The organism is Mesorhizobium sangaii, from assembly GCF_014207355.1.
Taxonomy (GTDB): domain Bacteria; phylum Pseudomonadota; class Alphaproteobacteria; order Rhizobiales; family Rhizobiaceae; genus Mesorhizobium; species Mesorhizobium sangaii.
Window position 1 is genome coordinate 1,372,715 of sequence record NZ_JACHEF010000001.1, and the last position, 22,473, is coordinate 1,395,187.

Annotated in this window: 22 protein-coding genes; 7 read left to right on the forward strand and 15 right to left on the reverse strand. The window is 62.5% G+C overall.

Going from position 1 to position 22,473, the window contains the following annotated elements:
* Positions 1-3 precede the first annotated feature (3 nt).
* The gene (locus tag HNQ71_RS06670; protein WP_184871733.1) at positions 4-744 is read right to left on the reverse strand and encodes a FadR/GntR family transcriptional regulator; all 741 of its coding nucleotides are present in this window, start codon (positions 742-744) and stop codon (positions 4-6) included.
* Between the two features lie 127 nt (positions 745-871).
* Here HNQ71_RS06670 and HNQ71_RS06675 point away from each other — a divergent pair, with 127 nt between their 5' ends.
* The gene (locus tag HNQ71_RS06675) at positions 872-1,777 is read left to right on the forward strand and encodes an NAD(P)-dependent oxidoreductase (protein WP_184871734.1); all 906 of its coding nucleotides are present in this window, start codon (positions 872-874) and stop codon (positions 1,775-1,777) included.
* Between the two features lie 41 nt (positions 1,778-1,818).
* Here HNQ71_RS06675 and HNQ71_RS06680 read toward each other — a convergent pair whose 3' ends face one another.
* The 4 genes from HNQ71_RS06680 to HNQ71_RS06695 all read right to left on the reverse strand — a co-directional run bounded on the left by HNQ71_RS06680 (position 1,819) and on the right by HNQ71_RS06695 (position 6,058).
* Positions 1,819-2,709 carry an ankyrin repeat domain-containing protein gene (locus tag HNQ71_RS06680; RefSeq protein ID WP_184871735.1) on the reverse strand — a complete coding sequence of 297 codons (891 nt, stop codon included), beginning with the start codon at positions 2,707-2,709 and terminating at the stop codon, positions 1,819-1,821.
* A 212-nt stretch (positions 2,710-2,921) separates the two neighbouring features.
* Positions 2,922-3,803 (reverse strand): GyrI-like domain-containing protein, encoded by an 882-nt coding sequence (locus tag HNQ71_RS06685; protein ID WP_184871736.1) that lies wholly within the window; start codon positions 3,801-3,803, stop codon positions 2,922-2,924.
* Positions 3,804-4,014: 211 nt separating this feature from the next.
* Complete coding sequence (locus HNQ71_RS06690) at positions 4,015-5,769, reverse strand: adenylate/guanylate cyclase domain-containing protein (protein ID WP_184871737.1); 1,755 nt, start codon at positions 5,767-5,769, stop codon at positions 4,015-4,017.
* A gap of 103 nt (positions 5,770-5,872) precedes the next feature.
* Positions 5,873-6,058, reverse strand: a complete 186-nt coding sequence (locus HNQ71_RS06695) for a hypothetical protein (protein ID WP_184872296.1) — start codon at positions 6,056-6,058, stop codon at positions 5,873-5,875.
* Between the two features lie 95 nt (positions 6,059-6,153).
* Here HNQ71_RS06695 and HNQ71_RS06700 point away from each other — a divergent pair, with 95 nt between their 5' ends.
* The gene (locus HNQ71_RS06700; RefSeq protein WP_184871738.1) at positions 6,154-6,468 is read left to right on the forward strand and encodes a hypothetical protein; all 315 of its coding nucleotides are present in this window, start codon (positions 6,154-6,156) and stop codon (positions 6,466-6,468) included.
* A gap of 1 nt (position 6,469) precedes the next feature.
* Here HNQ71_RS06700 and HNQ71_RS06705 read toward each other — a convergent pair whose 3' ends face one another.
* Positions 6,470-7,183 (reverse strand): SOS response-associated peptidase, encoded by a 714-nt coding sequence (locus tag HNQ71_RS06705; RefSeq protein ID WP_184871739.1) that lies wholly within the window; start codon positions 7,181-7,183, stop codon positions 6,470-6,472.
* Positions 7,184-7,473: 290 nt separating this feature from the next.
* Positions 7,474-7,638, reverse strand: a complete 165-nt coding sequence (locus HNQ71_RS06710; protein WP_184871740.1) for a hypothetical protein — start codon at positions 7,636-7,638, stop codon at positions 7,474-7,476.
* 234 nt (positions 7,639-7,872) lie between these two features.
* On the opposite strand from HNQ71_RS06710, the gene HNQ71_RS06715 reads away from it, so the two are divergent.
* Positions 7,873-8,436: a DUF45 domain-containing protein gene (locus HNQ71_RS06715; RefSeq protein WP_184871741.1), complete on the forward strand. Its 564-nt coding sequence runs from the start codon at positions 7,873-7,875 to the stop codon at positions 8,434-8,436.
* On the opposite strand, the gene HNQ71_RS06720 is transcribed toward HNQ71_RS06715, so the two are convergent.
* Positions 8,317-10,164, reverse strand: a complete 1,848-nt coding sequence (locus HNQ71_RS06720) for a reverse transcriptase domain-containing protein (RefSeq protein WP_184871742.1) — start codon at positions 10,162-10,164, stop codon at positions 8,317-8,319. The two genes, HNQ71_RS06715 and HNQ71_RS06720, sit on opposite strands and share 120 nt — an antisense overlap.
* A 306-nt stretch (positions 10,165-10,470) precedes the next feature.
* Between HNQ71_RS06720 and HNQ71_RS06725 the strand changes: the two genes are divergently transcribed.
* Entirely contained in the window at positions 10,471-11,073 is a 603-nt protein-coding gene (locus HNQ71_RS06725; protein WP_184871743.1) for a DUF2971 domain-containing protein, read from the forward strand.
* 64 nt (positions 11,074-11,137) lie between these two features.
* Here the strand turns inward: HNQ71_RS06725 and HNQ71_RS06730 are convergent, their stop codons facing one another.
* Both HNQ71_RS06730 and HNQ71_RS06735 read right to left on the reverse strand, forming a co-directional pair.
* Complete coding sequence (locus HNQ71_RS06730; RefSeq protein ID WP_184871744.1) at positions 11,138-11,926, reverse strand: FadR/GntR family transcriptional regulator; 789 nt, start codon at positions 11,924-11,926, stop codon at positions 11,138-11,140.
* A gap of 7 nt (positions 11,927-11,933) precedes the next feature.
* On the reverse strand, positions 11,934-13,373 hold the full coding sequence (locus HNQ71_RS06735) for an FAD-binding oxidoreductase (RefSeq protein WP_184871745.1): 1,440 nt from the start codon (positions 13,371-13,373) through the stop codon (positions 11,934-11,936).
* A gap of 161 nt (positions 13,374-13,534) precedes the next feature.
* Between HNQ71_RS06735 and gloA the strand changes: the two genes are divergently transcribed.
* Positions 13,535-13,948 carry a lactoylglutathione lyase gene (gene gloA / locus HNQ71_RS06740; protein WP_095080570.1) on the forward strand — a complete coding sequence of 138 codons (414 nt, stop codon included), beginning with the start codon at positions 13,535-13,537 and terminating at the stop codon, positions 13,946-13,948.
* Between the two features lie 83 nt (positions 13,949-14,031).
* Here the strand turns inward: gloA and HNQ71_RS06745 are convergent, their stop codons facing one another.
* The 4 genes from HNQ71_RS06745 to HNQ71_RS06760 all read right to left on the reverse strand — a co-directional run bounded on the left by HNQ71_RS06745 (position 14,032) and on the right by HNQ71_RS06760 (position 18,888).
* Positions 14,032-15,000, reverse strand: a complete 969-nt coding sequence (locus HNQ71_RS06745) for an ABC transporter permease (RefSeq protein WP_184871746.1) — start codon at positions 14,998-15,000, stop codon at positions 14,032-14,034.
* A gap of 153 nt (positions 15,001-15,153) precedes the next feature.
* On the reverse strand, positions 15,154-16,656 hold the full coding sequence (locus HNQ71_RS06750; RefSeq protein WP_184872263.1) for a sugar ABC transporter ATP-binding protein: 1,503 nt from the start codon (positions 16,654-16,656) through the stop codon (positions 15,154-15,156).
* A 5-nt stretch (positions 16,657-16,661) separates the two neighbouring features.
* On the reverse strand, positions 16,662-17,645 hold the full coding sequence (locus HNQ71_RS06755) for an ABC transporter permease (RefSeq protein ID WP_184872264.1): 984 nt from the start codon (positions 17,643-17,645) through the stop codon (positions 16,662-16,664).
* A 160-nt stretch (positions 17,646-17,805) separates the two neighbouring features.
* Complete coding sequence (locus HNQ71_RS06760) at positions 17,806-18,888, reverse strand: sugar ABC transporter substrate-binding protein (protein ID WP_184871747.1); 1,083 nt, start codon at positions 18,886-18,888, stop codon at positions 17,806-17,808.
* Positions 18,889-19,101: 213 nt separating this feature from the next.
* Between HNQ71_RS06760 and HNQ71_RS06765 the strand changes: the two genes are divergently transcribed.
* Positions 19,102-20,697, forward strand: a complete 1,596-nt coding sequence (locus HNQ71_RS06765; RefSeq protein WP_184871748.1) for a GMC family oxidoreductase — start codon at positions 19,102-19,104, stop codon at positions 20,695-20,697.
* Positions 20,698-20,719: 22 nt separating this feature from the next.
* Here HNQ71_RS06765 and HNQ71_RS06770 read toward each other — a convergent pair whose 3' ends face one another.
* Positions 20,720-21,550: an NAD-dependent epimerase/dehydratase family protein gene (locus HNQ71_RS06770; RefSeq protein ID WP_246461229.1), complete on the reverse strand. Its 831-nt coding sequence runs from the start codon at positions 21,548-21,550 to the stop codon at positions 20,720-20,722.
* A gap of 158 nt (positions 21,551-21,708) precedes the next feature.
* On the opposite strand from HNQ71_RS06770, the gene HNQ71_RS06775 reads away from it, so the two are divergent.
* Entirely contained in the window at positions 21,709-22,440 is a 732-nt protein-coding gene (locus HNQ71_RS06775) for a FadR/GntR family transcriptional regulator (RefSeq protein ID WP_184871750.1), read from the forward strand.
* Positions 22,441-22,473: the final 33 nt, after the last annotated feature.

The window sequence follows — 22,473 nt, forward strand, 5'->3', positions numbered from 1 at the left end:
CGCTCAGTCGTGGCTTGCCCTGTCGCGCAACTCCTCGAAGCGGGCATAGCTCTTGGTCAAATGGCTGCGCATGGCGCGCCGCGCCGCGTTGGCATCCCTGGCCTCAATTGCGGCGAGAATGGCGCGGTGCTCGCGCTGCATGCGGGCCAGGTATTTCTCCCGCTCAGGCAGGGTCATCCGGTCGAGCCGTATCCATTGGCGCGGGATCATGGCGCTGCCGAAGGTGTCGAACAGCCGGGTGAAATTGGCGTTCTGCGTCGCCGCGAGGATGGCGCGATGGAAGCCGAAATCCTCTTCCGAGCCCGACCCGCCGGCGCGCACCGCCGCCTCCAGCGCGTCCAGCCGCGACCCCATCTGCTCAAGTGCCGCGTCGCTGCGCCGCTCGGCCGCAAGCCCGGTCGCTTCGACCTCGATACCCATGCGCAGTTCGAGCACGCGCAGCACCTCGTCGATCGATTCAAGGTCGTCGGGCAGGATGGAAAAGGTCCTCGGCAGCGGATCCTTGGCAACGAAGGCGCCGAGGCCCTGGCGCGTGGTGATCAGGCCACGGGCGCGCAGCGCGGCGAGCGCCTCGCGCACAACGGTGCGGCTGACGCCGGTGGCGGCGACGATCTCCTGCTCGGTCGGCAGCCGCTGACCCGGCGCCAGGTCGCCGGATTCGATCTGCGCGATCAGCGTGTTGACGAGCCCGGTCCGCAGATTGGGCGCTTGCGGTATGGCATCGAAAAGCATGGGCTCCGCCATCGGGGGATACGGCCTCCGGTCCGATTCTTCGGCAAAGGCCGATTCTTCTTCGAAGGATTGCATCGACAGGTGCCCGCCGCAAGGTGACGAAATGCGGCCCGCCAACGTGGGCCATTTGGAGGATTGCATGAAAGAACGCATCGGCTTCATCGGTCTGGGCAGCATGGGCGCCGGCATGGCCGACAATCTGCTGCGCAAGGGCTGGCCGCTGGCGGTGTGCGTGCATCGCAGCCGCACCGCCGCCGACCGGCTCATCGGAGCCGGCGCCACCGAGGCGGCAAGCCCGCGCGCGCTCGCCGCCGCCTGCGACGTCGTCATCCTGTGCGTCACCGGTTCGCGCGAGGTCGAAATGCTGGTCAAGGGACCGGATGGACTGGCCGCGGCAGGCAAGCCGCTGCTGGTCATCGACTGCTCGACCTCCAACCCGTCGTCGACGACGGCACTTGCGGCCGACCTCGCGGCACTTGGCGCGACGCTGATCGATGCGCCGCTGGCGCGCACGCCCAAGGAAGCGGCCGAAGGCAAGCTCGACGTGATGGTCGGCGGCCCGGCCGAAGCTGTTGCCCGCGCGCGGCCGGTGCTTGAGGCCTTTGCCGCGCGCGTCGTCCACACCGGGCCGACCGGCAGCGGCCACACCATGAAGCTGCTCAACAATTTCGTCTCGATGGGCTATTCGGCGATCTACTCGGAGGCGCTGACGCTCGGCGCCAAGGCCGGGCTGACGCCGCAGGTGTTCAACAGTGTGATCTCCGGCAGCCGGATGGATTGCGGCTTCTACCAGGCGTTCTTCGACTTCGTGCTGACCCGCAACGAGAATGCGCAGCGCTTCGCCATCGTCAATGCGCTCAAGGACATGACCTATCTCGCCTCTTTCGCCCAGGCCGCCGATGTCGCCAACCCGATCGGTGCGGCGGTGCGCAACGGTTTTGCCACCGCGGTCGCAACCGGCCATGGCGAGAAGTTCGTGCCGGCGCTGTCGGATATCATCGCCGGCCTGAACGGCGTCTCGCTGGTTGAGCCGCCGGCAATGTGAGGGGGCCGGGCCGATAAGGCACGGCCCGAGAGATCATCGATTCAGGGCAGCGGGATCGGCTTGTCACTGAGCGTTCGCAAGTAGGCGATGACGTTGACCCGTTCCGTCTCGTCCGGGACACCAGGCGTCTCCATCTTAACGCCCGGCGTGGTGAGCATGGGCCCGAAGAGATATCTGTTCAGGTCCTCGTACGTCCATACACCCTCCCAGCCCAGCAAGGCGTCGGAGTAACGCATATTTGCCATGGATGCCTTGTCGCGGCCGACGACGCTCCACAAGTTCGGTCCTGTTTTGGTCACTCCCGCTCGCTCCGCGTTGTGGCAACGGACACACGCGTGGGTGAAGTAGGTTCGGCCTTTCTCGACATCGGCAGAAGCCAACTTCATCGAGATCGGGGCCGGTGTTGGCAAGACGACGCCGTGCGACAAGAGATAGTCGGCAACTTCGCGTTGCCCCCTTCTTTTTGCCAGATGGAGCGGCGTCTTGCCGTCCATTGTCTTCGCATTCACGTCTGCGCCGGCCTCAACCAGTGCCTTCACGCAGTCGAAGCAATCGAGATTGACGGCGACATGAAGGGCGAATTCGCCGCCACGGTCGGAATTGGGATCTGCACCCCGCTTCAGCAACAGACTTAACAGATCGATCTTACCTACCCCCACGGCCGCCATCAGCGGGGGACCCCAAGTCGTCTGGGCGTTGACGTCCGCACCACGTTCTATGAGCAGCTTTGCCGCTTCGATGTGGCCCATCCAGACCGCAAAATAGAGCGGCGTTGCGGTTCCATCACTCTCATCAATGCCGGCGCCTGCATCGAGCGCCGCCGCGATCGCCGCGACATCGCCGTTCATGGCGGCGTCGTGAATGGCGGCGGCATGCGATACGATCGGGGTGTGTGCAAGCAGGAGTGGAATGACGAGCAAGGACATGCGCATTGGCATCTCCCAAGGCAAACCGCCGTACGGCGTCACGCTTTCAAGGCGGCAAAAGTATACTACGAATGCCTGATCCTAGCCACTCCCATCGGTTCGACGCGACCGAGATACGAACGTTCGTGAGTTCACGTCGAGGTTGGGCGAATGCGGAATGACCGGGTGGGCAACGCCCGGTCCGCTTCCGGCGATCGGAAGGGCGCCGTCCAGCGGTCCTATTTCAGCGGCAGGAACAGCTCCGCGACCGTCTCATGTTCCGGCACCTCGGGGAAGAAGCTCAGCCGCTGGCAATAGATCGGGAAGTCGCGTGCTTCCTCGCCGCTGGCCGGCAGCCAGTCGCGATAGAGGTAGAGCGCGGCAGGCTCCAGATTGTGGGTGTCTCCGACGACGCGCAGCACGGCGCAGCGCCCGCCGGGGATCTCGCCGGCTTTGACCTGCCCGCCGTTCGCCTCGATCGGTTGGCCGGTCCCGACACAAAGGTCGACGCTATAATCGGCGGGCGACGCAGGACGCCGCTCGGAACGCCAGACATTGAAGGTCGGACTTGTCCTGGGGTGCAGGCCGGCGGCCTTGCGCCAAGCGATGAACCGCTGAATGGTGGTGCCGAGCAGCGCCGGGTCGCCCCGATGCTCCATGATCGCCACCGGTGTCGGGGCCACATCGCGGATCGTCACGTCGTCGGTGGTAAAAGTCTTGCGCATCAGCTTGCTCCTGGCGTTGTCGAGAGGCCCGAAGGCAGCAAGCCACGGCTCCCATTCGGGAGACTTCCGGAACGACGACGGCGATTGCCCGAACCGCTGCCGAAAGGCGCGGGCGAAGGCATCGGGTGCGTCGTAACCGGCATCCATCGCTATGTCCGTAACGCTTTGGGCGTCCGTGTAGGCTAGCCGGTACGAAGCGCGCTTCATGCGGGCGAGTTGGACATAGCGATGCACGGACAACCCGAAGATGGACATGAACTGCCGGTGGAAATGGTATTTCGAGAACGCCGCGACGCCGCTCAACGCATCCAGGCCCAGATCGTCGTCGAGATGCCGGTCGATGTGGTCCAGCACCCGCTGCATCCGGGCATGGTAGTTTTCAAGTGGCGCCTTCACCGTCTCTTCCTCCGTGGCGGCACCAGCTAGGCCCTTCGGGATATGTCGCGCTCGACCGATCTTGCGATTTGGCATGGCTACCAGCACGGCATACAGGCAAGCCCGCTCTGCGTGGACGGCGGGACATGGGTCGGCGAAAGGCTGACGAAGACACTGCGATAGGAGCCCACCCTCACCGGGTACGCCGATGGCAAAGCGCCGGCGTTTCGTCTCATTCCCGCATGCCGGCCCTGCGTAAATTCTCGCGAAAGTGTTCCAGGTCACTTGAATTCTTGTATGGCGCCATGTCCGAGGTCGTTCTCACCGTGATTGTGGCTCGTGGCTCCAGTTCCAAAACATGCTCAATGGCCTGCTGCGCTTCGCCTTCGCTCCCTAAAGCCGCGTAGCTCGCTGCCAGGTATAAGTGTTGGTATACGGTGTCGAGGGTTCGTAGACCTTCCAACGCCGCAATCGCTTCATGATATTTGCGAACGTCGTAGTAAATCTGGCCAATCTGTAGAATGTACCACTCGGGGTAGTGAGGGTTGAGACGCATGGCTTTTTGCGCGGTCTCAAGGCCTTCCTGTGCCCTCCCGCAATAGCTTAGGCAGGAACCAAAATCCAACAGCACGTCGGCATCATTTGGATTGAGCTCAAGGGCGCGTTGATACTCAATGATAGCGCGTTCGTATTGTCCGCAAAATAGGCAATGCGCTGCGAGAGCGTAATGCCCCCATGCCTCGGCGTCGTCGCGTTCGATCGCCAGATTGGCGTATTTCAGGCCATTTGCCAGTGAGGCCTCGGGATTCTCGCTCCAACCGTCGTTTGCGTCGATCATGTGCGTCCAAGCGAGCTTCGCAAACGCTTTTCCGAACTTCGGATCGAGTTCACCCGCCTTTTCAAAAAGTTCGCGGGCACGCAAGTTGTCCTCTTTTGTGTAACGGTTGACAGACTCCATGCCGCGCACGAAATAGTCCAGGGCCTCAAAGTTCCGTGTCCCCGCGACTTCCGGGCGCTCTTGCCACGCCTTTAACAGTCGGCCTCCGTACGCTGTGGCTAAACTGCCGATTATCCTTTCAGTGACATCGTCCTGCACGGCAAAGATATCATCGATGCCTCGGTCGTAGCGCTCTGCCCAAAGGTGCCGCCCGGTCTTGCCGTCTATGAGCTGGGCCGTAATCCGGACACGGTCTTTCGACCTTTGTACGCTGCCCTCCAGGATATAGCGGGCACCCAGTTCCCGACTGGCATCTTGTATCTTCGTGGGTTTGCCCTTGTAGGCAAACGTCGAATTGCTCGCGATGACGAAAAGATCGCGAAACCGGGACAATCCGGTGATGACGTTCTCTGTGATCCCATCGGCAAAGTAGTCCTGCTGACGGTCGTCGCTCATATTGACGAACGGCAGCAAAGCGATGGAGGGCTTGTCAGAAAGCGAGGTCGGCGAAGTGGGGGGACCGTCGAGACGCACCGCATAAGCTCGCACGGGGCGCTCAATATTTTTAAGTATCTGCTCACCGTTGTCGTCGAATTGCAGGTCAAGCCGGTTTCCGAGGTGATCTCGCACGGTGCCCGAAACCATGACACCTCCAACAGGAGCGATGCCTTCGAGCCTCGCCGCCACGTTCACGCCGTCACCGAACAGATCGTCACCCTCGACGATTACGTCGCCGAGGTTGATCCCAATGCGGAATTGTATCGCCCGATGTTCGGAGACGGCCCCGTTTCGGTCCGACATGGCCCGCTGGATATCGACCGCACAAGCCACGGCGTTGACGACGCTTGGAAACTCGGCGAGGACGCCATCGCCGGTCGTCTTGAAGATGCGGCCTTGGTGCTCGGCCATCTTGGGGTCGATAAGGTGGGCCCGTATCGTCTTCAGTTCGGCAAGTGTGCCGGCCTCGTCGCTGCCCATCAGGCGCGTATAACCCACCACGTCAGCGGCCAGGATTACGGCAAGACGGCGTTGGACGCGTCCCTCGGCCATTCGCGAGATTGTCCTTCAAGCGCAGCAGAGCCGCGATTGTACGGGCGACGGCTGGCCGAGTCCACGAGCCGCAACATCGCCGTGGCCATTTGCGGTCCCTCCCCTAGCGGCTTGCCCTGCGCGGGGCCGAGAGCGCCTCAAGTCGCTCTTGAAGGTGCCCGTTGAGCACGATCATTTCCTTGAGCGCCTTCATCACGTCGCCCTTGTGGACTGCAATGAAATCCTCGGCATGGGCCTGGAGGGCGGCCTCCTGACGGCTGTTGAGTGTGACAAATGCTATCCATGGCAATTCCTCCAAACGCTGTATGGTCGCAGTGAACAAAAAGGGAACGAAAATGTCAAGGACGAATTGACTCGGAGAGGAATGGGTTCCTATTTTCGGCCATGCCGGAACAGAGCAGACGACCGCGCCGCCTTGTGCAGACCCTGTGCCGAGCGCATGAGGTCGGGCAGCTCATCCGCGTCCGCTGCATCAACTGCAACATCACCCGCCACTACCTGCCGGGGGACCTCGCCAAGCTCGTCGGGGACATTCCGTTTTGGGACGTGGCCCGGCACATGCGTTGCGAGCGGTGCAAACGCCGCGAGCTCGACGTGGATATCCTGCTGCCAAGCGCATTGGAGGGCATGAAGATACGCGTCAGGCGGCTTGTCGAAATCCGCATGGTGCGGCGGGTGATCTGGAGGGATGACAGCTAGCCTAGAACAGTGAGCCCTGAGCCGGTGCCGGCGGTGCCTGCTGCGGAAACTTGATCTGCGTGGCCGGCTTCTCGACAATCACAAGGGCATCGTCCGGTGCCGTGCGCTGCAGCCGCTTCGCTTCCGCCCATGGCGCTGTCAGCCACGTTTCCGTTTCCTCCTGCGTCCTCAGGATCACCGGCATGGCCTTTTCGTGGATCGGCTTGATGAGGGCGTTGGGGGCGGTCGTCATGAATCCGTAAAGCTCGAAGTCGCCGGGGCCGTCCTTGACCTTGCGCACCCCATGCCATGGCGTCCAGAGGCCGGCGAAGAAGAACAGCGGGCGATCCTCGTTGAGCGCGAACCAATAGTTTCGCTGGATGCCCGTCTCGGGGTCCTTGTCACCGGGCATCGGGCTCGGTTCTGCAAAGCTCGTCACGGGGACCACGCAGCGGTTCTCGACACCGACATATTGCTGCCAATGGCCATACTGGGGATTGCGTATGTTGGTGGTGCCATAGTCGGCCTTGCCCTTCATCCGCTCAGCGGGTGTCGGCATACCCCACAGCAGGTTGGCAAGCTCGCGCTGCCCGTCCAGAGCGTTGCGCACCACCGGGCCGGGTTGGTTGGGGTAGATGTCGATGGACGGCTCGAGGTTGCCCAAGATGTCCCGCAAAGTCCGGGTCCACTGGCGGATAGCTTCTTGCGACGTGGTGATGTTGTAGAGGTTGCACATGGCCGCACTCTGCCGTGAGAGCACTCTGCCGACCAGTCGAAAAATTCGAACCCAGCGACCGGCAGCAAATGTCGATGGAAGAGTGGACGGCAAGGTTCGCGCCGAAAGCCAACTGACCGCTTTCGCCATCAGCATCTTGCTGCGCCCTCGCAGTGCTCGCCGAGTCGCGGTCGGGCCACTCGCGCTCGTAACCCGGCTTCGAGCCGAGATAGCCAATCGCATTGTTCACTGAAATGGAAAAGCCCAGCGCGGTGGCTGGCTGTCCAAAGTACTCCGAACCGGAATAGTTTTCAGTTACGGTTCGGCGGCTTGTAGCTCTCCCACCGCGATAGACGGGTCTCGATGTCGAAGCGGGACGCCTCGAAGTTGGTGCCGGTGTTATCCTTGTTTTTGCCGTCGATCAGCCGATACAGCTCCTCGTTCTCGACATCGTCAACAGGGTGGGTCGATCGCACCACCCGCAGCCATAGCGATTGTGCTCGATCGCAAACGTCCTGACCCGGCTCATTTCTTCCTCCCGTCGGTCTCCGTGCTGCTCGAGGTTTTCACCGCACACACGATGGCCGGGCCCGCCCGGGGCTCGGTCGGTGCGCTCAACTTGCTCCTGATCTGTCAACCCGTCAATGTCATCGCATCCAGTCAGGTCACCGACATCATCAGTCGCGAGGCAAGGCAAAGCTCCGAAGCACGTGAGCCCGGCGCGTCGAAGCAGCAAACGCCGCTTCGATCCCGCCGGCAGCGCATCCCCCTGGCATTTCCAGCAGACGGGGGCGGGCCATATGGGGGCGCTGCCTGATGCCGACGCTCCAGATAGGCCGAAGGCAAATCCCCTACGAACTTCGTCGCTCGGCTGCGGCATCGGACGCCGCATCACCGTCACGCCGGGCCATGTCGAGGTGCTGGCCCTCACCAGCGACGACGACCACGACATCGCAGACTTCTTGGAGCGCAAGCGGCAGTGGGTGTTCAACACCGTTCGCGAGATGGAGCGGGTCATCTCCAACCGGCATGCCGTGCCGCGCTTCATGACCGGCTCGAAGATACTGTTTCGGGGCCGCCGCATGAATCGCCCGGCGCAAGGCGAAGAACTCGACTATATCGCAATTCAACAGACCGATAATGTATCCGAAATCCTATATTCGAATTTTGTTGATCACCTTCACATAAATCGGGTCATTCAGGTACACCAGAACCTCGTTCTTAAGTTTGCGGCGCAGCGTGACGTCGATTTTGCTGCAGGTCAGGACATGTAAGCAAATCAAAAACCGCGGAATCGAATAAGTGCCCAAATTGCGCCCATTCAGAATATAAAGTCGTACCTCTGGCCTGATGGCATTGGCCAATTCGACCACACGATCGAACGATCTCAAAACGGAGGTGGCGGAGGCGAACCGGAGCTGATTGAGTTGTTGCCTAACGACTTCGCCTTCACGATGGAACCGGAATTTCCCGTAAGTCGAGGCTACCTGTCTCGCGAGAAACTCCGAATGGGTCCAAATATCGATATTGTCTTGGATGACCGGCAAGATGTGCCTTCTCATCCCATACTTCGCGAGAAGCCAAAGTGATGTAACGAAGAAAAAAGGGTTGCGCTGGGCATAGGCCTTTCCGCCGATCAACTGTCCTAGCGTTCGAATGTCGCGATGCAACCTGCTGTTTGGCTTAACGTGCCATGCTGTTAGTGTCTTCGCGATGTACATTAAGGATGCATCATCGAGGACATGATCACTCAGGACGTAGGCTCGCATTGATGAGAAGGTGTCGCGGCGAGGGCCGAGTTCCTCAAAATATCTAAACACGTTTTCGCGAAGCCCCGGCTCTGATTGAACTGAAGCGGCGACGAATTTGACGGCGTGATCATCTAGCGTTGCGGTGAAATGACTAAGATATCTCTTGACGATTTTTTCCGAATGACCGTAACCGGGACGAGCGCGAAATTCATCGAATTTGGTCCGTACCCTTCCGAGAAGCTTCTGCCGCCTTTTACTGGAATGCCCATATTTATTCAGGCGATCTTTTACGTCGTCAAGAAACTTATTTTCGTCGGAATGAAAGAATTTTCTCGCTTGTACGGCAGAAAGTATCTGTGTTTTTCCCGCGTTTAATCTAAGACCACGTGTAAGTAGTAGGTGGTCAAGGTCTCTTAGTAGAATTTTGCCAGCGGCGATTGACGACGCAGTAACCGTAATATCATCGACCCACCGCACAAAGCTGTTCGAAGTGACACCTTTGAGAAAGGCATCTACCTCGTACAGATATACATGACTTAAAAGTCGCGGCGCATCAAAATTTACCTGAGGGAGGCTTCTCTCGGGAGAGGGAAGATAATCTGGCCGCCAACTGATCCGATCCAACACTGAAAATAAGATATCGAGTGTGACCTCCTCAACGTTATTTAGCATCGAGAGAATGTTACGGAGGTGGGAATAATCAATGTTATCAAAATAATTTGCAATGTCGGTAACACATATATAGCTGTGGTTGCTTATCATTTCAAATCGAATGTTGGAGAATTTTGCCCATCTTCTGAACCAGATATAATCTCTCTCAAACGTGAACCGAGCGTCCTGAAAGCCGTGGCTTCGGCTAAAAAACGAGTTGCTGGACGGCTGTTTCTTCAGCGCCTCAGGTAAAATGTCTTCGACTATGCATTGTAGGACTATGCAGTCCTCGGGCGAAGGGAGGACTAGTGTCCTAGTCACCCCAAGCTTTTTTTCAACACTAACTGGTGTTGATCTCTGAGGAATGTATCTGCCAGAACAAAGTGAAGTGTGGAGCTTCGTGAATATTTGTTTTCGATCCCAGTGAAAATCGTTGTAGTCGTGGAGGTCAAGGACCTCTTGGTCACGAAGGCCCGGCCGGACGTATTTTTTCCAGACCTTGTCCATCGAGGATTCCGAGAAGACTTTCTCGATTGCTGCACGGCGGCTCGCCAGTCGTTTGGTGTGAAAGGTGTGCGATTGGAATGCAGATTTAGCCACAGGTAATTATCCCCCAGTCTGGAGGTACCATTAGCAAGGAGAAGTAAACGCAGGACGAATAGGAATGGAATCATCAGTGCGTGACGTGCAGCTTGCAGTTGATTTTGCGGTGGACATGGAATTTGGATAACCAACCGACTATTGGCACGCAACTGGCGGGAATTGAACTCGGCATCGAGTGATGGGGTTGATGTGGCGACCATAGACACATACGCACGACCGACTTGGCTATATCGATATCGGCCCCTTGGCGCTGAACGCGCAGACGGTAAATCTCGGGCGAACGTTGCGAAGCTCGAACGCGAATTGAACGCTATCGAGCTGGGTTACATTTATTGCTCGACGTTCAATCAGATGAACGACCCGATGGAGGGGTTTTACCGATCAAGCGAACGCGTTCGCTCTCACCCGCAGTTTGACCAGTTTTCCGAGCGCGTACGAAACGAGAAACTGAACCTCGGCATCGCCTCGCTGTCGGAAACCTGGAACAACGAGTTGATGTGGGCGCACTATGCCGGTGGCTTCAGTGGCTTGTGCGTTGGTTACTCGGTGTCGAGCCTTCTTGCCGGCTTGAATGACCAGCACGCGCTGGCGAGAGTCGCATATGGTGACAAGCCGTACCTTCTCAATCTCAACGGCGTTAGGAACGAGGACGAACGCGCTCGCGCGATCCTATCCACTAAGAATCTGAAATGGTCCTATGAGCGCGAATGGCGGCTGTTCGCTGCCATGCCGGGGTTAGCGAAGCATGGGCACGGCGCAGTCACCTCAGTTTTCCTCGGAATGCGTATGGCCGAAGCTGATCGCAAGATCATCCGCCGACGCTTGCGCGCGGCGGGAATTCGGGTCTCGCAAACGCTGGTCGACGGGTATTCGGTGAAGCAGCGTCGAAATACAGAGCAAGAGTAGCGGTGGCCAAATGGTGCCGTTAGAATGGGATTTCATCATCCAGCTCGCCCGCAGGAGGGCGACCTCATCCCGCGGCTTGCCCGCGGATAGCCTTCCTCAACCTTGAGTGTTGCACCGCAGGTTTTGCCTCCGCAACCGCCTCACCACCATCCTGCAACCCAACCCGCAGGGCCGCGCCCGCGAGGTGGTCGCGCATCGCGGTCTGCGCGGCCTCGGCGTCGCCGGCGCGGATGGCGGCCAGGATGCGCTCGTGCTCGCCGAGCGTGATGCGGGCCATGTCGTCCGATTTCTGCTGGTTGCCGGCGGCAAGGATGCTCTCGCGAACCCGCTCGGACACGAAGACCAGGAACTGGCCCATATAGGCGTTGCGCGTCGCCTCGGCGACGGTGCGGTGGAACTCGAGGTCGCTGCGCAGCCAGGCGACGCTGCCATAGGGTGCCTCGCGCATGCCGGCCAGCGCATCGCCCATCGCGGTGAGATCGGCTTCGGTGCGCCGCCTTGCGGCAAGGGCGGCCGCCTGCACTTCGAGGATGCCGCGCAGTTCGAACAGGTTGCGGAAGGAGTCGGCGCGCTGCAGCGCCTCGTAGTCGATGGTCAGCACCGTCGGGTTGGTGCTCTCCACCACGAAGGCGCCGCGCCCCTGCTGCGACCAGATGCGGCCTTCCGAGCGCAGCCGGGCGATCGCCTCGCGCACGACGTTGCGGCTGACGCCGAACGTGGTCGCCAGCGCCTGCTCGGTCGGCAGCTGGTCGCCGGGCTTCAGGCGCCCCTGTGCGATCTCGCGCGAGATCGAACTCGCAACCAGGGTTGAGAGGTGCGGACCGCGATTGACCTTGTCGAGCTTCAGCGTCATCGCTCACCTATAGACCATGATTGGCCTTGCTTGCCAGAATGCGGCCATTGCTCAGGATATGGCGCGGATCGAAGACTTGCTTGATGCCGGTCGCCAGATCAAGCGTCACCGGATCGATCCGGTCGAGGAAAGCCTTCTGCTTGACCCGGCCGATGCCGTGCTCGGCGCTGATCGAGCCGCCATAGCGGTCGACGACGGCAAAGATCTCGGCCTCCGCCTCCTCGAACAGTTGCTCCACCGCTTGCGGGTCCATGCCTTCCGGCGGCACGACGTTCAAATGGATGTTGCCGTCGCCGACATGGCCGTAGGTGACGGCGAGCGCGTCGGGGCGCGCGCGCTGCAATTCGAAGAGCGCATCGGTGACGAAATCGGCGAGTTTGGAGATCGGCACCGAGACGTCGGTGCGCAGATAGCGGCCGCCCCTGCCCTGCCGCTCGACCATGATCTCGCGATAGAGCCACAGCCGCTCGGCCTGCGCCCGGGTCGAGGCGACGATGCCGTCCTCGACGATATCGGCGACACCGCCGAGAAAACCCATGAGCATGGCCGACAGGTCGATCAGCCCGCCGGAGGAAACCTCGATCAGCACATAGGCTGGATAGGCTTTTGCCAGCGGATCGGCAAAATCCGCGCCCTCGCGCATGGTGATCTCGATGCCCTGGCGCAGGATCAGTTCGAAGGCGGTGAGAAGATCGCTGCAGTCGCGCCGCGCCCGCGCATAGAGTGCCATCGCGTCCTCGACCGAGCGCAGGCCGACCAGCGCCGTCTCGATCTGCGTCGGCTTGGGAAAGAGCTTTAGCGCGGCGGCGGTGACGATGCCGAGCGTGCCTTCCGAGCCGATGAATATCTGCTTGAGGTCGTAGCCGCGATTGTCCTTGCGCAGCACCTTCAGCCCGTTCCAGATCCGGCCATCGGCCAGCACCACTTCGAGGCCAAGCACCAGGTCGCGCGTCATGCCGTAGCGCAGCACGTTGAAGCCGCCGGCATTGGTGGCGACGTTGCCGCCGATGCGGCAGCTCCCCTGCGCCCCGAAGGTGATCGGCAGCAGGCAGTCGCTCTCCCCGGCGGCGCGCTTGGCATCCTCGAGGATGCAGCCGGCCTCGACCACCATGGCGAAGTCGATCGGGCTGATCGAGCGGATCCGGTTCATGCGCTCCAGCGAGATGACGACCTCGCCACCATCGGCGGCGACCGCCGCTCCGACGAGGCCGGTCAGGCCGCCTTGCGGCACCACCGGAACGCGCTCGGCATGGCAATGCCGCATCAGCGCCGACATCTCCTCGACCGAGGCCGGACGCGCGACCGCCAGCGGGCGGCCGAAATGGTCGCCCGACCAGTCGCGGCTGTAGCGCGCCAGGTCTTCGTCGCTGGTCAGCAGCCCGCCATCCGGCAGCACGCCGGCAAGGGCCGATAGCAGCGATGCGGAAGTAGGCGGCACGACATTCATGACCTGGTTCCGGACCCTCTGGGAAAACGACTGGACAACCACCTTGCTTGTCGTGTTATCATACAACCCTGATTTAGAACATCAAGCGAGGCCATGTTCCCGCCAGCTGCTTGATGTGGACGGTCAGACCAGCCAATCACCAAATTCGGAGGACTTCCCCAATGAGCGACGCCCCGGGCTTTCGCTATATGCACACCATGATCAGGGTTCTCGACCTCGACAAGTCGATCGCCTTCTACACCGAGGTTCTCGGCATGACCTTGCTGCGCCGGGAGGACTATCCCGGCGGCAAGTTCACCAACGCCTTTGTCGGCTATGGGCCGGAGGACAAGGAAGCCGTCGTCGAGCTGACGCTGAACTGGGGACGCGAGGAGCCCTACGAGATCGGCACCGGATTCGGCCACCTGGCGCTCGGCGTCAACGACATCTACGCCGTCTGCGCCGAACTGGAAAAGCGCGGCGCCAAGATTCCGCGCAAGCCCGGGCCGATGCAGCACGGCACCACCCACATCGCTTTCGTCGAGGACCCGGACGGCTACAAGATCGAGCTGATCGGTCTCGACACGATGCAATGACCTGAGCGGGCGGGGCCGCATCGCGCCTTCGATGCGACCCCGTCCGGTCCGCGCTTGCTCGGGAGGCGGTGCGGATGGATCTGTCACTTGATGACCGCGATCTTGCTGCGGTCGATGGTGATGGCGACGGCGGCGATGAGCACCGCGCCGAACACCATGTTTTCCAGGAAGATGTTGACGCCGACGAAGGTCATGCCGATGCGCACGATCGAGATGATCAGCGCGCCGACCGCCGTGCGCGCGACGCCGCCCAGCCCGCCGGTGATGGCGGTGCCGCCGACGATGACGGCGGCAATGGCCGGCAGCAGCAGCTGGTTGGCCAGAACCGGCGAGCCGCTCGACAGCCTCGCCGCCAATACCACGCCGGCGATTGCGGCAAGCATGCCGGAGGCGGCGAAGGCAATGATCTTGGTGCGGTCGACATTGATGCCCGCCGCCCAGGCGGCCGGCTCACCGGCGCCGACGGCGATCGCCTGGCGGCCAAAGCGCGTGTAGCGCAGCGCCAGGAAGCTGGCGATGCCGATAACCGCCGAAATCAGCACCACCACCGGCAGGCCGGCGACCGTGGCGTTGATCCAGGCGGTGTTTTCGCGGCCACCTTCCTCGATGGTGATGGCGCGGCCGTCCGACACCCACAGCGCGATGCCGGTGACCACGCCGCCGGTGGCGAGCGTCGCCACAAAGGACGGAACGCGCAGCTTGACATGGACGATGCCGCTCAAGGTGCCGAAGGCGAGCCCGGACAGGATCGCCACCGGGAAAGCGGCCAGCCCAAGCGAGGGCAGCAGCTGCGCCAGGATGACGCTGGCCAGCGAGGCGACCGCCTGGATCGACAGGTCGATGCCGCCGAGCAGGATGGCGAACGTCACGCCGGTCGCCAGGATGAACAGCACGGCGGTGTTGGCGAACAGAAGCGCCACGGTTTCGCCGGTGAGAAAACCGGGCGCGGCGATCTCGATGATCAACAGCAGGGCGACAAGCAGGACCAGCGGAATGGCGCCTTGCGTCCACTTGCCTTCGAAGATGCGCCGCAGCGATAAAGCTTCATTCATCGGCCTGCCTCAGAGACTGTTTCGAAACTCGCTCTGGCGAGTCATATGATGGTGGTTTCGAGAACCGGGGCGCAGCGGACGTTGGTCCGTGAGCACCGGAAGCGCAGAAAACGCCTTCAGATGGCGGCCGGAGTAGAGTTTCCAAACGGTCTCTCATACCATCGCCCGCAACAGTTCCACCTGGTTCGGCTTGTTGCCCGGGCTGGCGTCGAAGCGCGCCGTGATCTCGCCGTCGCGCATCACCAGGACCTGGTGCGACAGGCCGATGGTCTCCTCCAGCGTGTCGGAAATCAAAAGGATCGCCACGCCTTGCGCGGAGAGATCGCGGACCAGTTCGTAGACCTCCTCCTTGGCGCCGACATCGAGGCCGCGCGTCGGATGGTCTAGCACGAGGATGCGCGAGCCCGCCGTCATCCAGCGCGCCAGCACCACCTTCTGCTGGTTGCCGCCGCTGAGCTTGCGGCAGGCGGCATCGGGGCCCGGCGCCTTGATGCGCAGCCGCTTGATCCAGTCGGCTGCGAGCCGGCGCTCCTTGCCATAGTCGATGGCGCCATGGCGCATGACGCTCGACAAATCGGCCAGCGAAATGTTCTCGGCGATCGACAGGAACATCACCAGCCCTTCGAGCCTGCGCTCGCGCGGCACATAGCCGATACCCCTGCGCACCGCGGGTTCCGGCGAGGCGAAACGCACCGCGTCGCCGGCGATCTTCATTTCGCCGGCATCGTGCTGGAGGAAGCCGCCGATGGTGCGCGTCACCTCCTCGCGACCGGAGCCGACGACGCCGGCGATGCCGACGATCTCGCCGGCCCTGATCTTGAGGTCGACGCCATGATAGGCGCCGCCCGCCCCCAGCCCCTTTGCCTCGACCATGACCGTCTCGCGCGGCGCCTGCTGGCGGGCCTCGCGGTAATATTCCGCCTGCAGGCCGCGCCCGACCATGATCTCGTGCAGTTCCGGCGCGGTGACATCAGCCGCGCGATGCTCGGCGACGACCGCACCGTCCTTCATCGTGTAGACGCGGTCGGAGATTGCAAGCACCTCGTCGAGACGGTGCGAGACGAAGACGAAGCTGGCGCGCGATTTGAGCGAGCGCACGCGCGCGAACAGCACCTCGATATCGGCGGCGTTGAGCACCGAGGTCGGCTCGTCGAGCAGGATGAGCAGCTGCCGCTCGACCACTTCCTCAAGCGTCAGCGCCTTGGCCAGCTCGACCATCTGGCGCGCGGCGAAGGTCAGCTCGGAGGTGCGCGCGGTGACGTCGATGTCGATGCCGATCTTGGCCAGCTGGCGCCGCGCCGCCGCGTTCATGGCGCGCCAGTTGACGATGCCGAAGCGGGTGAAGCGGTCTTCCTCGCCGAGATAGATGTTTTCGGCGACCGTCAAATTGAGCACCAGCGACTGTTCCTGGAACACCATGCCGATGCCATGCCGGGCCGCATCGCGCGGACTGCGCATGCGCAGCTGGTCGCCGTCGAGGGTGAGGCTGCCGCCGTCCGGGCGGTAGCTGCCGGCCAGCACCCGCATCAGCGTCGACTTGCCGGCGCCGTTCTCGCCGATCAGCCCGACCACCTCGTTCGGCCGGACCGCGATCGAGACGTCGCGCAGGGCCCGGACGCCAGGAAAATTCTTGATGATGCCGGAAGCGCTCAGCATGGCGGTCACTTGACTATCCTGAGGCGGACGCGGTCGAGCGACAGCGCCACCGCGGCGATGATCATCAGGCCCTGCACCGTCTGCTGGATGTAGGGCGAAATGCCGAGCAGGATCATGCCGTTGGCGAGCACGGTGACGATCAGCACGCCGATCAGCGTGTTGACGACGCCGCCTTCGCCGCCGGTCAAGGCCGTGCCGCCGACGACGACGGCGGTGACCGCGGCAAACAGCCGGCCGTCGCCGATGACGGCGTGCGACTGACCGAGTTGTGCTGCGGCAAGCACACCGGCAATGCCGAAGAAGAAGCCGGCGAGCGCGAAGGCGGTGACGCGCACGCGAACCACGTTGACGCCGGAAAGCTTGGCGACGTCCTCGTCACCGCCGATGGCCAGGATGTGGCGGCCAAGCTTGGTGTGATACTGGATGACTGCGGCGAGCAGGAATGCCCCGGTGGCGACCCACACCGCCAGCGGCAGGCCGAGGAAGCGGGTCAGCGCCAGGTCGCGGATCGAGGCGTCGTTGAGACGGATCGCCGAACCGCCGAGCATATAGACCGACAGGCCGAGGCCGATGAACCACATGCCAAGCGTGGCCATGAAGGATGGGATGCGCAGCATGGTCTGGACGAGACCGCTGACGAAACCCATGGCGGTGCCGGCGACGATCGCGGCCAGCACCGCCCACCAGCCATAGTCGTTGCCATTGCTGTCATTGGCGGCGAGCAGCACCACCACCATCGCCGATACCGACAGCGTGCCCTCGACCGAGAGGTCGATGCTGCCCATCAGGATGATGAAGGTCAGCCCCATGGCCAGCGTCAGCGGCACGGCGGCGGAGTTGGCGAGGCGCACCAGGTTGCGCAGCTCGATGAAATTGGGATTGGCGATGGCGATCAGCAAGCACAGCACGACCAGCACCGCCAGCGGCGCCAGGCTGCGCCAGCGCCTGCCGCCGAACACGGCGGCGATGCGGCCGGGGAGAAATGTCATAAGCGTCGTCCGCTCGATGTCCGAAACGGACTTCAGGGGTTCTGTATGGATTGTCAAGAAACCGCTTCCCGTCTGCTGATGACCATCGCCGGGCGGGTACGATGCACGACGAACTGTAAAGGGGAGCGGGCCGCCAGGGAGCAGCAGCCCGCCCCGGCGGTCAGGTCCGGATGGCTCCGGTCACCCGACCCCAAAGATCGTTCCAGTCGATCTCCGGTTTGGCGTCGACATTGGTCTTGTAATATTCCTCGACATTGTCGTGCGAGATCAGCACCGCCTTGCCGTAGAATTCGCGGTGTTCCGGCGGTTCCTTGACCGGGTCGAACTTGCCGATCTTGGCGTTGTAGCCGATGGCCAGTCCCATGCCGCCCTGCCAGAACGGATCCGAGGTGACGGTGCAGGCGAACTCGCCGGTGCGCACCGCGTCGACCGCCGTCTTGATGCCGTCGACGCCGACGATCGGCACCTTGCCGGCGAGGTTTTCGGCGCGCAGCGCCTCGAGCGCGCCGGAGCCCATGTCGTCATTGGCGGCCCAGATGCCCTTGATGTCGTCACCGAAGCGGGTGAGCAAATTGCCCATCAGGTCGAAGGCTTCGGTCGATTTCCAGTTGGCGACCTGGAAGTCGAGCAGCTTGATGTCGGGATTGGCGGCAAGGGCCGCGTCGAGACCCTTCTTGCGCTCGATCGCCGCCGTGGTCGAGATCAGGCCGCCGAGGGCGACGATGCCACCCTTGCCGCCGATGGTCTTGAACAGGATCTCGGCGATGGTCTTGCCGCTTGCGATGCCGTCGAACTCGATGTGGGAAACATAGTTCGGGTTGAAGTCCTTCGGATGCAGATCCGCCGGCTTGTTCCACTGCGTCACCACATAGGCGCCGGCCTTGGCACAGGCCTCGACGATCGGGCGTGCATCAGGCGTGTCGTTGGGATCGGAATTGAGCACCATGTTGCCGCCGGTCTTGGCCAGCATCGCCTTGATGTCGGCGATGCCTTTCTCGCTGTTGCCTTCCGAAACCAGCGTGACGTGTTCGAGACCGGCCCATTTGGCGTAGGCCTCGGCGCCGGTCTTCCACACCGCGTGATAGGGGTTGGACAACGAGCGGATCGACGTCACCAAAGTCGGCTTTTCCTGCGCGCGCAAAACTTTTGGCATGGCGAGCGCCGCCATTCCTGCGGTGGCGCCCATCATCAGCGTCCGGCGGCTGACTGCGCCGGAAAGCGTTAAACTTGTCCTGTCCTTCATTTATCGAACCTCCCGATTGAATTCCGTTTCCCGCCCGGCGGCTTGCGCGGGGAGCGCGGCCGGGCCTCCGATCGACGGGTTGCCAAGCTCCTCACTTGTACGACAACCCTTCAACACGGCAACCATACCCTTTCTCTTGACGCGGCACAAGGGACTTGAGATCGTCGCGCACACGAGGCTGCCGCAATCTGTGGCCGTGGCATCGGAGGAAAAATGCCGGATTACATCATCGTCGGCGGCGGCTCGGCCGGCTGCATTCTGGCTGCCCGGCTGAGCGAGGATCCCGACCTGTCCGTCGTCCTGCTGGAGGCCGGACCGGCGGACACCGATCGCTACATCCATCTGCCGGTCGGCTTCTTCAAGATGACGGCCGGACCGCTGATCTGGGGCTATGACACGGCGCCCGGCAAGGCGATCGACGGCCGCACCATGGTCTATCCGCAGGCGCGCGTGCTGGGCGGCGGCTCCTCGATCAACGCCCAGGTGTTCACGCGCGGTTGCCCGCAGGATTACGACGGATGGGCGGTCGACGATGGCTGCACCGGCTGGAGCTACGCCGACGTGCTGCCCTATTTCCGGCGCTCCGAGGGCAACGACACCTTCGCCGGTCCGCAGCACGGCACCGATGGCCCGCTTGGCGTTTCGAGTGGCGCGCCGCATCCGCTGACGCGGGTCTTCGTCAAGGCCGCGCAGCAGGCGGGTCTTCCCTTCAGGGCCGATTTCAATGCCGGCGAGCAGGAAGGCACCGGATTCTACCAGACGACGACGCGTCGGGGGAAACGCAGCAGCACGGCAGTCGCCTATCTCAGGCCGGCGCTTGGCCGCAGGAACCTGACCTTGCGCACCGACGCCACGGTCAGCCGCATCGTCGTCGAGAACGGGCGCGCCATCGGCGTCGAGATCGTCGTCAACGGCAGTACCGAATTGTTGCGCGCCGGGCGCGAGGTGATCGTCACCGCCGGCGCCATCGGCTCGCCCAAACTCTTGATGCTGTCCGGCATCGGCCCGGCCGGGCACCTCGGCACGCATGGCATCGAGGTGATCCATGATCTGCCCGGCGTCGGCCAGAATCTGCATGACCACATGGATGTCGACGTCGTCGCCGAACTCAACGGGCCGCACGGCATCGACCGCTACAAGAAGAAGCGCTGGCAGGCCGTCGCCGGCCTCGAATACGCGCTGTTCGGCAAGGGCCCGGTGGCGTCCAACATCGTTGAAGCTGGCGGCTTCTGGTGGGGCGACCGTGCGGAGAAGACGCCGGACATCCAGTTCCATTTCCTGCCCGGCGCCGGGGTCGAGGAAGGCATCGGCTCGGTGCCCGGCGGCAATGGCTGCACGCTGAATTCCTACCATGTCCGCCCCCGCTCGCGCGGCAGCGTCACGCTGCGGTCAGCGGATCTGCGCGATCCGCCGGTGATCGATCCCAACCCCTTCGCCGAACGCTACGACCTGGAGCGCGCCGTCGATGGCATCGAGATCAGCCGCGAGATCCTGTCCCAACCGGCCTTCGCCAGATACATCAGCCGGGAACACCTTCCCGGTGCGGCAACGAAAGGACGCGCGGCGCTGGAAGCCTTCGCCCGCGAACATGGCCGCAGCGCCTACCATCCGGTCGGCTCCTGCCGGATGGGCGGCGATGCGCAAAGCGTCGTCGATCCCGAGCTTCGCGTGCGTGGGCTTCAAGGCCTGCGCGTCTGCGACAGCTCGGTGATGCCAAGCATCGTGTCGTCAAACACCAACGCCGCGGTGATCATGATCGCTGAAAAGGCTGCCGACATGATCGCCGGGCGGGGCTGGTTGCCGGCGTAGGTAGCTCACCGGCGTAGGCAGCTCACTCGTCCGGGAACATCGAACGCGGCGGGAAGTCGGCGCGGCTGTAGTCGACGACGATGAACTTGCCGCCCTGGTATCGCTCCACGACCGGATTGTCCGTTACCTTGCCCCGCACGCGCTCGGCCTGGCCGTCGGAACTGTCCAGCGGCGTCCAGCCGATCTTTTGCCTGGCATCATGCCGCCAGAAACCGCGGCTGTTGTTGGACTGCCCCCAGATCACCGAGCAGCCGACATGCTGGGCCTCGGCGCAGCGCTCGATCAGGCGGACGAAATCGTTGTGGGATATCCAGGTCGAGAGGATCCGTTCGTCGGGAACTTCCGGCAGCACAGAGCCGATGCGGATCAACACGCTTTCGATCGCGTGCTTGTCCCAGTAAAGCCGCGCCAGCATTTCGCCATAGGCCTTCGACAGCCCGTAATAGCCATCCGGGCGCAACAGGCAGTCCTGGTCGAGAATCTCTGTCCGCTCATAGAGGCCGACCGCGTGCACGGACGACGGGAACACCACGCGTGCCTTCTGGCTGCGTGCCGCCTCGTAGATGTGGAAGCTGCCGCGCAGATTGGGACCGAGCACCGTCTCGAAGGATTGCTCGGTGGATATGCCGCCGAAATGCAGGATCAGCCCGCAGCCCTCGGCGAGACGGTTCACCGCTTGCTGGTCCTCGAGATCGACACGATCGAAACTTGCGTTCTGCGGCAGTGGAATTGCCAACGGCACGACATCGGTCAGCCGCAATGTCCAGCCCAGTTCTGCCAGCTTGACCGAAAGCAGGCGTCCGATCGTGCCGGATGCCCCGGTCAGCAGCACCGGTTTGTCGGAGAGAGCCAATCCCTGTCCTTTCATGATAGGGAGATCGGGAGACATGTTCGCGCCGGCCCGGCAAGGCGAATGGCTGTAGTGCGCTTCAGGCGACCGAGGAATGTCATCATATCACCATATAAATAATTGGTTGCCAAGAACTGCGGTTCGTTTATTGCTTGGTGGCGATGAAACGTTCCTTTGGCCTTCCCCCTCAGATCAGCCGCACGGCGCAGGTGGCCGACTGGTTTGCGCGCGAAATACGCGCCGGCCATCTGACCAGTGGCGAGAAACTGCCGACCGAGCAGGAACTGATCGCGCAATTCGGGGTGAGCCGAACGGTGATCCGCGAGGCGATGGCCTCGCTGCGCTCGGAAGGGCTGGTCGTCAGCCGCCAGGGTTCGGGCGTGTTCGTCGCCGACCACGAGGCCAACACCACATTTCGCATCGTCTCCGACGAGCTTCGTTCGCTGACGGAAGTCCAGAACGTGCTGCAGCTGCGGCTCGCCGTGGAACTTGAAGCCGCCGGCATCGCCGCCGAGAAGCGCAGCGACGACGACCTTGCCCGCATGCGCGATTGCCTCGACGCCATCGATGCGTCGATCGCGGCCGGCGACAGCGCCATCGAACCGGATTTTGCCTTTCACCGCGCGATCGCCTCGGCCACCGGCAATCCCTATTTCGAGCGCTTCATGCATTTTCTCGGACCCGTCATCATTCCGCGCCAGTCGATCCGCCCGCGGGCCGAAACGCCGGAGCAGCGGCGGCTCTATCTCGAGCAGGTCCAGACGGAGCACCGCCGCATCTACCAAGCCATCGAGCGGCAGAACGTCGAAGCCGCCCGCTTCACCTTGCGCGAGCATCTGGAGGCGGGCCGCGAGCGCTATCGTCGCATGGTCGACGGTTCGGTCAGCTCGTAGCACGGCGTCGCGCCTGACCTTGGTTCCGTGATC